A 15,986-nucleotide genomic window follows, 5' to 3' on the forward strand; every position below is an offset into this window, starting at 1 on the left:
GTTGCGGGGATATAAAAATCTGGTTGTTTTTTACACCGTAAAAATTTTTTTTCTTACTAATTGATTTTGCACAGCATAAACTCCTCGCTATATTAAATTTGTCCATAACAACGGGTATTGCTTTTCTGATGTCACTCACACTTTTGTCCCTGTTTATTCCGACCTTCTTTTTTGTCTCCATTACACCCGGAATGTGTATGACCTTGGCATTGAGTCTAGGTATCTCTATTGGCGTCAAACGTAGCTTGCATATGATGTGGGGAGAGTTAATTGGAGTTGGTTTGGTGGCCGCGTCCGCAGCTTTAGGTGTCGCGGCAATAATGCTGAACTACCCAGAAGTGTTCACTATTCTAAAGTGGGGCGGTGGCGCTTACCTTTGTTGGCTAGGTTATGAGATGTTTTGTTCTAGAGGCAAGCTAGTCATTACCGAGCCTGGTGAACAAAAACAAGAAGTTTCAGGATTACAGCTAGCAACAAATGGTTTTCTTACTGCCGTTGCGAATCCAAAGGGCTGGGCATTTTTTGTCACCCTTTTGCCTCCCTTCATTGATGCCGATCTACCTATGGCGCCGCAATTAGCCATACTGGTTGCTTTGATTCTTTTACTTGAATTCATTTGCCTGCTTATCTACGCCAGTGGCGGTAAACTACTAAAGCACCTTTTAATGGAACGCAACAACGTTCGCCTTATGAATCGAATCGCCGGAAGCCTAATGATTTTGGTTGGTTTGTGGTTAGCTTTAGGAAAGTAATAAAAAACCCCACCAGCTCAGCTGGCGGGGTCTGGTTACGTTTCCTTAGAAGGGATGGACATAAGTCCTAGAAGCGTAAAACAGTTTTCGGCAGGCCTCCTATAAGATCAACCCTGCACTGGTATATGATCATCAGAATTTAAACTTGGCACCCAACACAACCGAGCGACCCGGCTCATTCAAAGTAATATCTGATCCGAACTCATGTCCATACGATGCACGATCTGAATAATCTTCATCAAACATATTATTTACAGATGCACGTAACGTGAGGTTCTTGATTGCCTGAGGAGCGTATTCAACAAATGAATTGGCAACGGTGTAGCTAGGAAAAGCCCCTGGTATCGTATTTGTACCATCATGCCCATCCATCGAGTAATAGTGCTGTACGTCAGCGCCAAAGGTTGTGTTCACGCTATCAATAGACTGAACAAAATCAACTTTCAGCGATCGGCCAATGGCAGTTCCGATATAATATGAAGATGTAGATTCTTCGATACCATTAATTTCTGTATCGATATCAACATAGGTTAAACGTACAGATCCAGACTGCCATTCATAACGACCAGTCAATTCAAAACCGTCAGTTTCTACATCACTGTAAACATCAGGACCGCCAGCGTATTCTTCATCACGAATATCGTCAATATCAGTCTTAAAGAGCTTAACGCCAACTGTTAAACCGGATAATGACGCATTTAGAGCCTCGCCATTGACGTTAAGACCTACATAGCCGTTATCTGCTTCAGATTCTTTAAAACCACCAGAGTAATCCCAGCTAGGATTACCAATGTATGGCTCCATTAGCTGTACCCCACCAAATACATGGGAATAACCTGCACTGAGAGTAACAAATGAAGTTAGATCATACTCACCAGAGATATTACCGGAAACACCATCACTATCATGAACTGATCCATCTATACCTTTGATTTCATGATCATCAAAACGTGCACCAAAAGATACACGGCTGCGCTCTGTCGGAGTCAGTCGCGCCTGAGCGAACACACCTATATTTTGTGCTTCTTCCTCAAAAGTCGCCCAACCAGGAAAAATACCTTTACTCGTATCATCAAAGAAATCTACACCGGCATCGACCGTCCCTGTTCCCAATACAAATGTATTGGCAATTACACCATTTAAACTTTCGTACTCACCAAACGTTGTATAAGGAGCTCCTGTCGGTATCCAATCAAGTTTAGTCTCAGAGCGCGCAACTTTGATATATGGGTTAATTAAACCTTCAGGTGTTTCATCTTTAACCGAGAACACTAGCGTTTTTCGATCTAGGTTGTTGTTTTCTGACAAAACACCACTATTGAAATTTGCCCTTCCTGGACGATTTCCATCATCTTCAACAGCTTCATAAGATAGTTTTGTACGGTAACCACTTTCATGCAGATAGCCAATTTTAATTAGACCCGTTTTTAACGCTGACTCAGAGCCCACGACTACATCATTATTACCGTCTTCAAAGTCGTTGCCGCTTGCCTTTTTGGCATAACCGAGTACTTCAAAACCACCTGAACGGCCATATAACGAGATATGTCTATCAAATGTATCGCCATTAGTATTGTATTCAAGGCCAACAGATCCACCAAAGTTATCGCCATCTTCCAATAAGTCGGAGACATCTTTGGTCTCATAAGCAAGAGACCCGCCTAATGCACCCGGCCCCGCATCCGCAGGCGCAACACCGGCATCAACACTTACAGCTTTCAACAATTCAGGATCGATGATGTTAGTGCCTGAATGGTGGAAGAGCTTATTATTTTGACGTGCGCCATCGATAGTCACAGCTAGGTTTGTCTCTTCAATACCGTGGACATATACCTTTTGTGACGCAGAAATTGAGCTACCTACCTGTACACTTGGTGTATTTCTAAATAGGTCCTGCAAATCATTCGGGTTCAGTTGTTGTATTTCTTCTAGGCCAAGTCGATCTTCACCAACATCCGTAGCCACACCCTCTACTTGAATTGTTTCCAGACGATCAACACCTTTCGCAGACTCGTCTTGAGCGGCAGCGGTTTGGCTGGATATTGCATAACCAATCAGTAAAGACAATGTAGCTCGTCTTTGGTTTTTCTGTGAAATCATTTAATTCCTACCTACATTAAACTTATCAAACTAAAGCTGAGAGTGAACATAGCCAAAATTTTGCGCGTCACAATAACTACAAATAATAACCATTTACAATTACGATCTATTATCAATAGCTGTAAAATAATTGTCACAACGTTTACATTTGTTACGTACAGAAGGGTTTCTCAGGTGAAATATTTCAAGATCAGTAAGTTTATCGTTCCACTAGATAAAGGAATTAATCCCTAGAACTTTACGTTATCCATAGGTTTAGAGAAGGAGGAAAATCAGGTTCTATATGGACGAATCCAGTGTTCACAGAAAACCAAGATCCCCTCCACAATGATCAGCTAAACAGGCAGCTAAAGAAGAAACAAAGCGAGTTGAATTTATCTTATCCAACTCCCCCCTTATACCGGTAATATTATTCTTATCTGTAAACCACCGCTGACCAAATTTGACGCTTTAATTGAGCCAGAAACGGCCTCAATCTGTCTTTTAGCTAATGCCAACCCAAGCCCAAATCCACCCGAGTCAGCACCTCGTGATTTTTCAACTCTATAGAACGGCTGAAAGATTTTTTCGAGTGATTCTTCCGGAACTCCAGGCCCCTGGTCACAGATTGTAAGTAAGTACTCATCATCCTGAATACTCAGTTGAATACTGACCTCTCCACCCTGAGGTGTATAGCGTAGAGCATTGCGAATAACATTCTCTATCGACTGCCCAAGAATTCGGTGACTAGAGGAATCAAGTGGCGCGCTCTCAGGCATACAACTAACGAGCTTACGATCAGGATATTCGAAACGGGCGTCATCGATAATGCTATCTAGCAGGTCCACCAGATCAAGATATTCACCTTTGATCTGAGGCTTCTCGGTATCCATCCACGCAAGCGTCAAAGCATCTTCGGTCATTTCACGCATTTGCGCGACTTCACGCTGAATACGCTCGATATTCTCTTGGCAGTTCTTTTCGCTGATACTGCTAAGCGCCATTTCAATACGTGTGATGGGTGTACGCAACTCATGAGAAAGGTCAGCAATTAGCTGTCTTTGGGTAACGATCAACCCGCCCGTGTGTTCCGCCATGGTATCGAAAGTTCTGGCTAACGAAGCCAACTCATCATTACGTGCCCCCAGTGATTGACTCACGCGGGCATCATAATTTCCTTCGTTGAACTGACGAGTCGCTTTTTCCAGTTTCTGAATAGGCGTTACCAAGTGTCGATATAGCATCAAACACACCAATGCCAAAACCACAAAAGGCAGAGCAATCTGTAACAACAATTGAGCAGGTTTTAAAAAACCACCCGGCCTCATACGTTGTGGCAATCGGACCAAAAAGTGCGTGTGACCATCAATAAATGGGAGCTCCATAATCGGGTTATAGGCATAGTAAAGGTGGATCATATATTCGACATTTCGGCCAAGCCGCAGACTGCCAGTGTAATAGTCATCCATGTAGTTACCGGCCAGTAAGGTCAAATCAGATCCGGCAATTGCAACCCATGTATCCTCACGCTTTTCCAGATCGTCAATCCATTGATCAAGTAACTGCATTTCACCTGCTTTATAGATTTCCTCGGCTTCAGTTGCCCAAGACTTCATCTCTAGCTGGTGCTTTTCGGCGATTAGGCTCATACGTTGCTCGGTATGATTTGCAAGCCAATCGATCGCTCCATATAAAGCAACGGTACCTGCTACTAGAATAGCGAAAAGTTTCCAAAACAAACGCCGTTTCATTTAAAGCAGTACCCTTCACCATGTACCGTTTCTAAAGCTGAGACATCAATACTTCGTTGTGAAAGTTTGCGCCTTATTCGACTCACGTGCATATCTAAACTACGGTCGTATCGGCTGTATTCTTTGTTAAGAACGGACTGGTAAAGGTGCGGTTTACTAAGCACTTCACCACTTTGTTTTACTAACGCCCATAACACTTTAAATTCGATAGGGGTGAGGACGACCTCTAGATCATCAAGATGAACACGATTCTGTTTCCGGTCTAAGTGGAAGAAAGGTGTTTTAATAACATCTTGCTCGATCTGACTTTCTACCAAATATCGCGTACGACGCAAAATGGCTTCGATACGTAATAAGAGCTCAGTAATATTGAAAGGCTTAGCTAGGTAATCATCCGCACCATTGCTATAACCTGTAATACGTTCCTCTTCCGCTCCACATGCAGTCAGCATCATCACGGGGGTTTCGCGCTTTTGTCTCAATTTACTTAAAAGTGAAAAGCCATCTAATCCTGGCAAAAGTACATCCAACAAGATGAGGTCATAGGTTTTACTCAATGCGGAAACCAATCCCTGACGTCCTTCAAAACGTTGATCCGTTTCGTAACCCTGCTCTTCTAGGAGCGAGGTGATCTGATTATTTAACGTACGATCATCTTCAATAATTAAGATCTTTGCCGTTGAAGCAACACCGTCAGCCATAGTTACTACCTGATTAAATGGTAATCAATTACATTTACAAATGGAGTTTATTTCAGCACGTTCAAAAATGCAATTTCCTATAGCGTTCCCATAATCGGCAACTAAACTTATACAACAAAGTCTCTTATGGGAGGAATAAGCATGTCCGTATCAGCCACACTCTGTAGTTTTTTAGAAAATCAGGGCTGCAGTTATGACACAATCAAACACGACTACTCTTTTACTTCTCTCGATAGTGCGCATAGGGCTTCAATACCGGTAACACAGATGGCCAAAGCGGTTGTCATTCATCAGAAAAACAGGTTCACCCTTGCTGCCGTTCCTGCGATGAACAAAGTTATGCTGCCTCAATTGGCTGCAATTACCGGCTCTCCAGCCAGATTAGCAAAAGAAGCTGAAATAAAGCGTATATTTGGAGATTGTGAAGAAGGTGCTATTCCTGCTATCGGACAGGCCTACGGGCTCGAAGTGGTTTGGGATGACCGCTTAGCCGACGCAGATGATATCTACATCGAAGCGGGCGATCATCAAAACTTAATCCACCTAAAACGGCAACAATTCCAAAATTTAATGAGAAACAAGCAACACGGTGAAATCAGCTGCGCGCCTGAGGAGCTTTATGATCTAAACCATTATTAAAATACACCTCATTACATTAACCACCTTGAATATAAGTATTCAGGATTGGATTTTAGGTGCAAAAAAATCCAATTCACAGATTAAATTCAAAGCTACAGTTAAACGTAGTTAGATGGATTAAGCTAAATTTTGTAAGGAGGATTTCCATTTTTTAGTTGAGGGCATACCCAATGTATACCGCTCAGACCAAGTCCTTCGGAACGTATATCCTTTGTTGTTTAATTTCCATTTTGTTATTGAGCCTATCGACAAACGCACATTCTGGAAAGAACTTAAAAGGTAATGGTTTCCCCGCAGGCTTTCATTTCAATTTAAACTTACTTGGCAAAAAAACTCAGGCCCCCGGTGTATTCAATTGCCCTAGTGAGGCCGACTATCGCTGCCAAACAGATGATTTAGGTTTCATTCCATGTGACCCAAATATTGAAGAATGCATTCTAGTAACAGATGATTCGAATACGCAATTTTATTGCCATGAAGACCCATCCCAAAATGTAGTTTTTATTCCTCGATATGATGTCAATACCAATGCAGATACGAGTGTAGCCATTCAATCTGGTAACACTAAAGGAGGTAAAAATAAGTCAGCGCCAGCATCGGATTTAGATGGAGATGGAATTCCTGACCTAAAAGTCACAGATTGGTGTACCGAATCATTTCCAGATAGCGATGGAGCCGATGGAGCGATTGTCACCCTACCTCCCTACGACCATGGCTATGCAGTATTTGCCAGAGTTACAGGCAAACCCTGTAACAATATTAATGAAGATGGCGAGTGTGAGACAGGTACGTTATTTACCAATAGCTTTGGCTTTGTTGTAGATGACCAAGGTAATGACTTATTAGCCTTAGGTTTCGTGGATGGATCTGGCACTTGGCAGAACTTTAATCTTACCCGTGAAGAAGACGGTACAAAAACCAAAGGACCGGGTGGTAAAGGTGTAAAAAATGCGACAGACATTACCAGCGCTTTCACCTTCACTGGTTCCGTTTGTTACATATCCCCTGGTGACCAACGCTATTTCTGCGGTGAAGAGATAACAGACTCCGAACTTCCAGAAAATAGTGTCGATTCAGATAACGATGGCACAACCGATTATTGGCTGCCATTGGAAGCGTGGTTCTGGGATGATCCTGATGATAACGGCGATGGTTTAGCTACCGTAGATGTTGGTGATAATGGTGAGGATGATTGGGCCGATGTCACTACAAACCTCTTAGAAACCTATATGCTAACAGCCTATACAACTACGCAAGAGTGTTCTGTTAATGCTTACTGTTACGACACAGCTAACGACAACTATGCACTCATCAGTTCAACTGATGAATACAATGCCTGCATCGCCACAGTAGAAGCTGACATCGCTAGCGGTGCTGTTCCCAGTATTGGCTACTTTGAACAATGGAGCGATCCGAATAAATTGGTAGTCGATGCGCCTGCGGTAGGCACATGTAAAAGCTGGGAGAACGAATGGATTTTTAATATTGCTGATTTCGTAGAGTATATCTGGGGAATAGACAATAACGGTTCATATAATATCCAAGTCAGATTCTACCCTTATGATGATGTCTGCGATCAACTACCTGGAGGCTGTAGCAATTAGTTTTTCACGCCAATAAAAAAAGCCTGTTAATGCAGGCTTTTTTTATTGTTAGCAGATTAACAAATCAACCACCGCATTTTCTCCAGCCACCTTTACATTCTCCATCACCTCCTCCAGATCCTCCGCCTGAAGTAGTGACTTCAACTGAATTACTTAAAACCCATGAAGATGCTCCAGCGCTATTTCTAGCGAGGATCCGATATACATAAGTGCCACTATCCAAGCCATCATCAGTATACGACGTAGCCGTGCCATCAGGTGTAGCTACAGCGCTGAAACCACCGAGTTTACCGCGTTTATTTTGTTTACTACGCTCAATCGCATAACTGGTTACAGTACCTTGCGATGGAGGATTCCAAGTAAGCTGGACAGCACTTGTATTAGAATCGAAACTTGCAGAAAACTGTTCAGGTGAGCCCGGCTTTGTTTCTGGAGGCTCGTTATTTCCAGCTCCAATTGCACCTAATGCGTCGTACACTTGAATCAGGCCGTGACCAAAAACACTATCCCAGCCTGGACTACCTAAATCTGAAGCTGTAGTTTCAAGCGCAGTCTGAACCTCATAACGATCTAAGCTTTCATTCTTAGATAAAAGAATGGCTGCTGCAGCTGCAGCATGGGGAGCCGCCATCGAAGTACCCTGAAAAAGATAATATCCCCAACTACTTTGTCCTTGGGACCAAAGATAAGTTTCTTGGGCGACACCATCGCCAAAATTATCATTAGGAATATGAAGGTTTTGGGATGTGTTACCACCTGGCGCCACTATATCTAATTTAGGACCTTGATTTGAGTAGGGAGCAATCCCATCGACATCAGTAGCACCCACAGCTAAAGTTTCTGGATGACTTGCAGGATAACTAATCCCATTTGTGGAGCTATCGTTACCTGATGCAACAACAATAGTCACACTGGTATCGGAATTAGTCAGTGTTGAATAAGATGGATAGTTAACGAATTGTTCCAGCGCATAATCAGCAGGGTAACCAAGACTCATATTAATTACTTGAGCGCCATTATTAATAGCCCAAGCGATACCCTCAGCAATATCAGCATCCGTACCCGACCCGTTGTCATCCAAGACTTTTACTGGAAGAATACATGCACCATGAGCAAGCCCTGCTACACCAACCCCGTTATTTGTACTCTGAGCAACCGTGCCGCTAACATGGGTGCCGTGTCCATCACCATCTGCAACATTGGCACTGCCATCAATCGCATTGTATCCAGGTAAAACACAATCTATTCCGTCAGGGCCACCTGACTGTAAACCGGTATCTAATACAGCAACATTCACACCAGCACCATCATAAATCGCCCACGCTTGTTCAGCCTGAACAGCGCCAAAGTGCCATTGGTAGCCATACAAAGGGTCATTAGGTGCGAACTTTCGAGCAATATAGTTTCGGCTGGCTTTACGCCCTTTTTTTCTTAAAGCTAAGGTCTGTGATAGCTCTTTGCCGGGGGACACTTTAAGAATAGTAAGATCAGCATTCGGTAAATACTTAAGAATCTCATACCCTTCGGATGCAAAAACCTCTCCTTTTACCACTACCTCTCCCGGTCGGAACTTTATTTCTGCCATAGCCGTGCCTGCTGCAAGAGTACAGGACATTGCCATGCAGAGTAGTTTTACTGACGCTCTCATAACCAACCTACCTTGTCATTATCAAGTGATAAACAGATATCAGGCAGTGCAACTACAGTTGGCTCAAATCCGTGCCACCAAACTGACTACTCAGGAGCAAGCTTCATTTGCTTGAAGTACAAACACTATAAAACCCGACGCTTACTTTAAGTCTAGTAAGCTATCGGGAGGTCGCCAGTTAGCAAAATTCAAGTACATGTAGAGAAAATGAAGGGGATTTATAGACAAATTAGGGTGGTGAAACACACAGGCTACAGATCAGAGTGAAGTTAATGCATCAACCATACGAAGATTGAATCGCCCTTGTTGATCTTTTACATAATCGACAGGCGCAATGGTTCTCTCAAATCTCTCAATGATTTCAACTAGGTTATAACCATTTTGAGGCGCTACTCGAAGAAGAGGCAAGTTTACATCGTGACAGATCTCTTCTAGAAAAAGATCTTGTTTCTTGAACTGTTTCTTATCATAAGCGTGGTCATCCAACTCAACAGCACACACTACACGGTTGCTCGCTGGATCAGAAACAATGTAATCAAACTGACGATGCCTAATTTTTTTTAATGCTTTTCTCTTGGCACGGTCAGACTGTTCGGGCAAAGCTTCCAAAACTTCAGGCATAGGTACTTTGCAATGAACCTGATAGTGGCCACCGACGGCTTTTTCTAAAACCGATGTAAACATACGCTCTGTATGTGAAAGAGAGGAATCTAGCGTTTTAGATCTTTTTGCACGAATAATCACGACTAAAAGCAGTACACAAACAGCTGCTCCACTCGCAATATAAATCCACAATTTATCGTCCACAATAACGCCCCACCCCCGTTTGAAGGCGCAATATTACCGAGAGTGAAAGCGGAAAGCATCTGAATTTTAAGTTCTAAAATAATTTCAGTGCCAAAGTATAAAAAGCTACCCAAATAAGAGTTTATAAGGTCTACAAATTAGAAGGTTATTGATAGCTAAAAGTCGGTGGAGATTGCAGATATTGTTCAATTTGCGGAGGCATAGGTAGTGGTTGTTTATCGGTCCATAGGTGTAATTCTAGGGAGTGCAAAACCGTGTAATCGTATGGGTAATGACCAACATAACCCTTTTCGCGTAAACCAAGTGTTCCCAACACAGTGACCATGCGCCCAGGTCGGTAAACAAATGGGTCTATAAAGTCACCTACATAGATTCGAAATCTACCTAAGCTTTCTTGATTGATTTGAGGCCGCCCCTGATCATTAAGAGGAAAATATATTATCTCTATCTGAGTGCGATCAGTGAAATTCGCTGTATTAGCGATCACGCCTCCCCAAAGCGCTTGGACATTGGTGGGTTCTAAATCCATATCCCCCACTTCATCAAACGGGAGCAGTTCGACTTTTTCTGCGATCTGGAATTTCTCCGGCAAGCTATTACAGCCGAGAAGAAACAAACTGATAAAGGTAGCAACAATAATTTTTGGCATTTTCCCTGACCAAATATAAGGGTACTGCCTAAAGCATAGGACAAAATATCTAAATTGCGCCTACAATTTTGTTTAACTTTTTGAGCGAACGAAATAATTCTGAAAATAAATAAGAAGATAGCGCACAGCTGGCGAGCTCGCTAGGACAAGCAAACTTACGGCAAAAAACGTCAAACCGAATATTCTTGCCAAGTAAGATAGAGCCTCAGGTCTAACTCTAATCGGTGGTAATCAGCTTCCATATACTGACATAACTGATAGAACGATTTGTTATGATCTAACTCTTTCAGATGTGCTAATTCGTGGACAACAATCATCCGCAAAAAGGCTTCAGGTAATTGTTTGAATCGCGTATCGATCAGGATCTCTTTTTTAGATTTCAGTTTATTCCCTTGGATACGAGATACGCGACTATGCGTACCTAAAGCATTCATCGCTGCAACTTTATCGCTGTATTGAACTTTGCTGACAGGTGCCGATTTTCGCATATAGCGATTTTTCAGATCCATCGTATATTCATACAGCGCTTTGTTACTTTGCACCGAATGTTGATCTGGATATTTTTTCTGAAGAAGAGGCCCTAAAGTTTCATCTTGCAACATGGCTAAAGCTTGCTGCTTTAAAGACTCGGGATAATGATTAATATATTTTAGTGCTGTCATAATGAAACGGGACCAGCTTGGCCGATCCCGCTAGATATCAATTACAATTTACGGATCAGTAGCGTCATGCCTTCGCTGGCATAAACCTCTATTTTAGTTCCCGCTTCCAAATCATCTTCAGCAGCAACCTTCCAAAAAGTATCACCGATCTGAATTCGACCTAAGCCATTTTCAACGTCATCAACTAATGTCAGTTTTCGTCCAATCAATTGAGCCGCTCGATCATTGATCATGCCTGCTTCATCATCATTGTTTTGGCAACGAAAGAACTTCCAGAAAATAACCGAAGCAACAACTGAGAAGAGCGCAAACAAGAGGAATTGATGCTGCCAATCATTTAGCACACCAATCGCCATCAATGCAGCAACTGCAAAAGCAGATAGAGAGACACCGATCATAAATCCCGCGGCACCTAAGGCTTCACCACCTAAAAGCACCAACGCTAGAATAATCCAATGCCAGTAAGTAATTGATTCGAGTAGTTCTAACATTTACGAACCTATCTTAGTTTCTTTTAACAGCTCGCTAATTCCAGCAACGGAGCCAATAACACTGCTTGCTTCTAGAGGCATCATCACGACTTTAGCATTTTCGCCTGCACCAATATTTTGCAGAGCTTCAGTATATTTTTGAGCAACAAAATAGTTCAGAGCTTGCGGGTTACCTTGTGAAATTGCTTCCGAAACCACTTTGGTTGCACGCGCTTCTGCCATCGCTAAACGCTCTCGCGATTCAGCCTCTCTAAATGCTGCTTCTTTTTCACCTTCTGCTGTTAAAATTGCAGCTTGCTTTTCACCTTCAGCAACTTTGATCGCTGCTTCTCTTTCACCTTCCGCCGTTAAAATCGCAGCACGTTTTTCACGCTCAGCTTTCATCTGGTTTGCCATCGCTTCAACAAGATCAGCCGGAGGCGAGATATCACGAATTTCCACACGGGTAACTTTAACGCCCCATGGATCTGTCGCTTCATCAACTTTGCTTAACAGTTGGCTATTAATGTTATCTCGGTTGGATAACATCTCGTCCAACTCCATCGAACCTAAAACCGCACGGATATTAGTCATTACCAAATTCTGCATCGCGCGATAAAGATCGTTAACTTCGTAACTCGCTTTAGATGCATCCAACACCTGATAGAAACAAACAGCATCGGTAGTTACTTGCGCGTTGTCAGAACTGATCACTTCTTGAGGCGGTACATCCAGTACTTGCTCCATCATGTTTTGCTTAGCGCCAATCTGATCAACAAAAGGAATAATCAGATTCAAACCTGGTGTAAGAGTTTTGGTAAAACGTCCAAAACGTTCTGTTGTCCAGTTATACCCCTGAGGAACCATCTTGACCCCAGAAAAAATAAAAATTAATGCGAGAACAACCACTACCGCAGCGGTAATTTCAAACCCAAACATCACAATCTCCTTTAGTAAAGTTGGGAGGAGGTATTCATATTAATACTGATCGGGAAGAACTGAAATGGCTTAACTAAATTAAGCGTGAGGTAACGGCAAGCAATCAATAAGAAATATTAAACGCTTTTTTGGGGAAGAAAGAACAATCTGTAGAAAAAGGATTATTCCTCTTCTGTCTGTTCATGCTCGGCGAGGAACCCGCGAATAAAACGACGAACTTCACGTGCAGCACTCGTATCTAGCTCTTCACACAACGCAACAAAATCATCGCGCTCGACATCGTTAATGCGAATAACTAGTTGGCTGTTTTTCTTTTTAGCCTTAGATTTCTTTTTAGACTTCATCATTTTTCAACTCTAAATCGTCAACTGACTGCAAGAATACAGCAATTATCCCCTTACCCCAACGTACATCTTAAGAATATCTTAGGTATATACAATTTAATTTCTATCAGCCTTAAAAGTTAACCTAAAACGAAAACTTTAATCATTTAATATCAAAGGGATAAATGTATTTCTTTGATCCTCAACAACTCAGCTCTAGACAAAAGTAAACGACTGTTTAAAATCCAAACCCATCACTACAAAAAAATAAGGATATTTACCCATGAAAAAATTAGTAGCCATCGCATCACTTACACTTTTCAGCACCGTTGTTTCAGCAGACTGGACGCTAAGCCAACAAGATTCTGACTTCAGTTTCTCATCCATCAAGAAAGCTAAAGTGCTAGAAAACCACAGTTTTAAACAGTTTAGCGGCGGCATCGATGCTGCCGGCAAAGCAACGCTAAATCTTGACCTTGCATCTGTAACTACAGGTATCGAGATCCGTGACGAGCGTATGCAAAACATGCTGTTCGAAACTGGCAAATTTGCTCAGGCCAACTTTACGGCTCAAGTAGATGTAAACCAAATTGAGAAACAAGCCGTTGGTTCCATCCAGCCGCAGACTATCACTGGCACATTAAGCCTTCACGGTGTTGAAAAAGAGATTACCGCTCAAGTGAATGTCGTTAAGCTAGCTGACAACAAAGTATTGGTTAGCACAGCTCAACCCATCACAATTAACGCTGCGGATTTTGCGCTAGATACTGGTGTAACTGCACTTAAAGAGATCGCAAAATTACCATCTATCTCTTTCGCAGTACCGGTTAGCTTTAACCTAGCTTTCATTAAGTAAAACACGCTTAAGGTTATTAAACCCAGGTACATTTACCTGGGTTTCTTTCTTTTCCAAGTTCCCTTGCGACGCTACGTTCTAAATCACCCCTTGTGATAAACTGCGGCCTGTAATTTTCGAATCAGTTTTGGGCCCGTATGAATACCTTCGAAACCCCTTTCGGTCAATTTTCTCTATCTCGTTATCCTCGTCGTAAAAACGAACAGCTACGTGCGTGGGACGCTGCTGATGAGTACCTATTAAATCAGATTGATCAGGAAGAGATCCTTGCAAACCCAAAACGTATCTTGATTATTAATGATCAATTTGGCGGTTTATCAATCGTGTTAAATGACCAAGCGCCAACAGTGGTCAGCGATTCTTGGTTGGCCCATGCCGGTATTAAACACAATGCAGCGGATAACGAGATTGGTGCGGAAGCCATAACCCTATGTAACAGTTTGGATTACCCCACCGAACCATTTGATCTAGTGCTGATTAAAATTCCAAAAAGCTTAGCAATGCTGGAAGACCAACTGATCCGCTTACGTCCCTTATTAACAGCAGAAACTAAAGTAATCGGCGGCGGTATGGTTAAATCTATTCATACATCAACGCTAAAACTGTTCGAAAAGTATTTAGGCCCTACAAAAACCTCGTTGGCAAAGAAGAAAGCAAGACTGATATTTCCAGAGATCGATCTGAATCAACCGCAATTAGAATCGCCCTACCCATCCGATTATATTTTGGAGAACACGCAGCATAAGATCATCAACCATGCTGGCGTATTTTCCCGTGACAGTTTGGATATCGGCACCCGCTTTTTCCTTCAACACCTGCCTGATACAGATTCATTCGAAGATATAATCGATCTTGGTTGTGGCAATGGGGTTGTAGGCTTAATTGCAGCAGAAAAGAATCCGTCTGCGGCTGTTCACTTTGTGGATGAATCATTTATGGCAGTCGCTTCTGCCGAAGCTAATTTCAGAGAAGCCTTTGGCGACAGTCGAAAAGCAACTTTCCAAGCAACCGATTGCCTAGCTGGTATTCAGAAGAATAGTTGTGACTTGGTGTTAAACAATCCACCTTTCCACCAGCAAAATGTGGTCGGAGATTTTATTGCTCAGCAAATGTTCCGAGAGTCTCATAAAGTCTTACGATCGGGTGGTGAGTTATGGGTAATCGGCAACCGTCATCTTGGCTACCATGTAGCACTCAAAAAGATTTTTAAAAATTGTGAGACTATCGCTAACAATAAGAAGTTTGTCATCTTGAAAGCGATTAAACGTTAAGCTTATTTAAAATTCAGGGAAATAATTCCCGCAGTGAGGACGCCTATGTTTATTGCATTATCCCTCCATATTTTAGCTGCAGTTATTTGGGTAGGCGGTATGTTTTTCGCCTATGTTTGTTTACGACCAGTTGCAGCCGAACAACTTGAACCTCCTGCTCGGTTAGCACTCTGGCAGCAAGTATTTACTCGTTTTTTTACTTGGGTATGGGCAACAATTCTGCTTTTGATCATCAGTGGTCACAGCATGATTGCTATCTATGGTGGGTTTAAAAGCGTTGGTATGCATGTCCACATTATGCTGCTGAGCGGTTATACCATGATGGCAATATTCGGACATCTGTATTTCAGTCCGTATAAAAAACTGAGTCTGGCGGTAAAAGAAAACCGTTGGCCCGATGCCGGTGAACAGTTAAATAAGATCAGAAGGATTGTCGCGATTAATCTAATTTTAGGTATAGCTACAGTGGTTGTTGCTAGTGGCGGAAAGTTTCTTTTCTAAAATAGTTCCTTTTCTAAAATAGTTTCTTCGAGCAAATTCAAGCAGAAGCACGGATAAGCGTGCTCCTGCATTTTCTATAATTTGTTATTCCCAGAGCTTGATTAGGCCTGAAGGCTCATGGGCATAGGTATATATTCACCTATTTCATCAGGTTCTGCATCAAGAACCGCTTCCCAACCTTCTTCGCCCGGTTTCATTTCATCAGGTAAGCCCCAAAGTTCACCGCACCAAAAAGCAGCGATCCAGCGCTTGCCATAACGAACTTTATAAAACCCAGGTTCTCTATTCTCATTCACGATCCATCTCCTTTTTATTTTTATTAAGGCAGAATCCA

17 protein-coding genes are annotated in these 15,986 nt (G+C 42.4%); 6 read left to right on the plus strand and 11 right to left on the minus strand.

Annotated elements, in window-relative coordinates:
- The first annotated feature begins 128 nt into the window (after window positions 1–128).
- On the plus strand, window positions 129–752 hold the full coding sequence (locus tag ACMXYS_RS14105; protein ID WP_415882306.1) for a LysE family translocator: 624 nt from the start codon (window positions 129–131) through the stop codon (window positions 750–752).
- Between the two features lie 132 nt (window positions 753–884).
- On the opposite strand, the gene ACMXYS_RS14110 is transcribed toward ACMXYS_RS14105, so the two are convergent.
- From ACMXYS_RS14110 to ACMXYS_RS14120, 3 genes are all read right to left on the minus strand, one after another.
- Window positions 885–2,852: a TonB-dependent receptor domain-containing protein gene (locus tag ACMXYS_RS14110; protein ID WP_415896910.1), complete on the minus strand. Its 1,968-nt coding sequence runs from the start codon at window positions 2,850–2,852 to the stop codon at window positions 885–887.
- A 395-nt stretch (window positions 2,853–3,247) separates the two neighbouring features.
- Window positions 3,248–4,582 carry a histidine kinase sensor domain-containing protein gene (locus ACMXYS_RS14115; protein ID WP_415896911.1) on the minus strand — a complete coding sequence of 445 codons (1,335 nt, stop codon included), beginning with the start codon at window positions 4,580–4,582 and terminating at the stop codon, window positions 3,248–3,250.
- The gene (locus ACMXYS_RS14120; RefSeq protein ID WP_415896912.1) at window positions 4,579–5,283 is read right to left on the minus strand and encodes a response regulator transcription factor; all 705 of its coding nucleotides are present in this window, start codon (window positions 5,281–5,283) and stop codon (window positions 4,579–4,581) included. Before ACMXYS_RS14120 ends, ACMXYS_RS14115 begins: the two co-directional genes overlap by 4 nt.
- A gap of 141 nt (window positions 5,284–5,424) precedes the next feature.
- On the opposite strand from ACMXYS_RS14120, the gene ACMXYS_RS14125 reads away from it, so the two are divergent.
- On the plus strand, window positions 5,425–5,922 hold the full coding sequence (locus ACMXYS_RS14125; protein ID WP_415882312.1) for an aminoacyl-tRNA deacylase: 498 nt from the start codon (window positions 5,425–5,427) through the stop codon (window positions 5,920–5,922).
- A gap of 170 nt (window positions 5,923–6,092) precedes the next feature.
- The gene (locus tag ACMXYS_RS14130; protein ID WP_415882313.1) at window positions 6,093–7,526 is read left to right on the plus strand and encodes a hypothetical protein; all 1,434 of its coding nucleotides are present in this window, start codon (window positions 6,093–6,095) and stop codon (window positions 7,524–7,526) included.
- 64 nt (window positions 7,527–7,590) lie between these two features.
- On the opposite strand, the gene ACMXYS_RS14135 is transcribed toward ACMXYS_RS14130, so the two are convergent.
- The 7 genes from ACMXYS_RS14135 to ACMXYS_RS14165 all read right to left on the minus strand — a co-directional run bounded on the left by ACMXYS_RS14135 (window position 7,591) and on the right by ACMXYS_RS14165 (window position 13,045).
- The gene (locus tag ACMXYS_RS14135; protein WP_415882314.1) at window positions 7,591–9,174 is read right to left on the minus strand and encodes a S8 family serine peptidase; all 1,584 of its coding nucleotides are present in this window, start codon (window positions 9,172–9,174) and stop codon (window positions 7,591–7,593) included.
- A 258-nt stretch (window positions 9,175–9,432) separates the two neighbouring features.
- Complete coding sequence (locus tag ACMXYS_RS14140) at window positions 9,433–9,981, minus strand: DUF2726 domain-containing protein (RefSeq protein ID WP_415882315.1); 549 nt, start codon at window positions 9,979–9,981, stop codon at window positions 9,433–9,435.
- Between the two features lie 145 nt (window positions 9,982–10,126).
- Window positions 10,127–10,630: a Slp family lipoprotein gene (locus tag ACMXYS_RS14145; protein ID WP_415882316.1), complete on the minus strand. Its 504-nt coding sequence runs from the start codon at window positions 10,628–10,630 to the stop codon at window positions 10,127–10,129.
- Between the two features lie 170 nt (window positions 10,631–10,800).
- Window positions 10,801–11,292 (minus strand): YgjP-like metallopeptidase domain-containing protein, encoded by a 492-nt coding sequence (locus ACMXYS_RS14150; protein WP_415882317.1) that lies wholly within the window; start codon window positions 11,290–11,292, stop codon window positions 10,801–10,803.
- Window positions 11,293–11,333: 41 nt separating this feature from the next.
- Entirely contained in the window at window positions 11,334–11,783 is a 450-nt protein-coding gene (locus tag ACMXYS_RS14155; protein WP_415882318.1) for an NfeD family protein, read from the minus strand.
- On the minus strand, window positions 11,784–12,701 hold the full coding sequence (locus ACMXYS_RS14160) for an SPFH domain-containing protein (protein WP_415885693.1): 918 nt from the start codon (window positions 12,699–12,701) through the stop codon (window positions 11,784–11,786).
- Between the two features lie 161 nt (window positions 12,702–12,862).
- Complete coding sequence (locus ACMXYS_RS14165) at window positions 12,863–13,045, minus strand: hypothetical protein (protein WP_415898259.1); 183 nt, start codon at window positions 13,043–13,045, stop codon at window positions 12,863–12,865.
- Window positions 13,046–13,307: 262 nt separating this feature from the next.
- On the opposite strand from ACMXYS_RS14165, the gene ACMXYS_RS14170 reads away from it, so the two are divergent.
- The 3 genes from ACMXYS_RS14170 to ACMXYS_RS14180 all read left to right on the plus strand — a co-directional run bounded on the left by ACMXYS_RS14170 (window position 13,308) and on the right by ACMXYS_RS14180 (window position 15,652).
- The gene (locus ACMXYS_RS14170) at window positions 13,308–13,880 is read left to right on the plus strand and encodes a YceI family protein (RefSeq protein ID WP_415896913.1); all 573 of its coding nucleotides are present in this window, start codon (window positions 13,308–13,310) and stop codon (window positions 13,878–13,880) included.
- A 137-nt stretch (window positions 13,881–14,017) separates the two neighbouring features.
- Entirely contained in the window at window positions 14,018–15,151 is a 1,134-nt protein-coding gene (locus tag ACMXYS_RS14175; protein ID WP_415896914.1) for a methyltransferase, read from the plus strand.
- Window positions 15,152–15,196: 45 nt separating this feature from the next.
- Window positions 15,197–15,652 carry a CopD family protein gene (locus ACMXYS_RS14180; RefSeq protein WP_415896915.1) on the plus strand — a complete coding sequence of 152 codons (456 nt, stop codon included), beginning with the start codon at window positions 15,197–15,199 and terminating at the stop codon, window positions 15,650–15,652.
- Window positions 15,653–15,753: 101 nt separating this feature from the next.
- Here the strand turns inward: ACMXYS_RS14180 and ACMXYS_RS14185 are convergent, their stop codons facing one another.
- Window positions 15,754–15,948, minus strand: a complete 195-nt coding sequence (locus ACMXYS_RS14185; protein WP_415882323.1) for a hypothetical protein — start codon at window positions 15,946–15,948, stop codon at window positions 15,754–15,756.
- Between the last annotated feature and the right edge of the window lie 38 nt (window positions 15,949–15,986).

Origin of the sequence: Neptuniibacter sp. QD57_21 (assembly GCF_047778075.1) — a bacterium.
Lineage (GTDB): Bacteria > Pseudomonadota > Gammaproteobacteria > Pseudomonadales > Balneatricaceae > Neptuniibacter.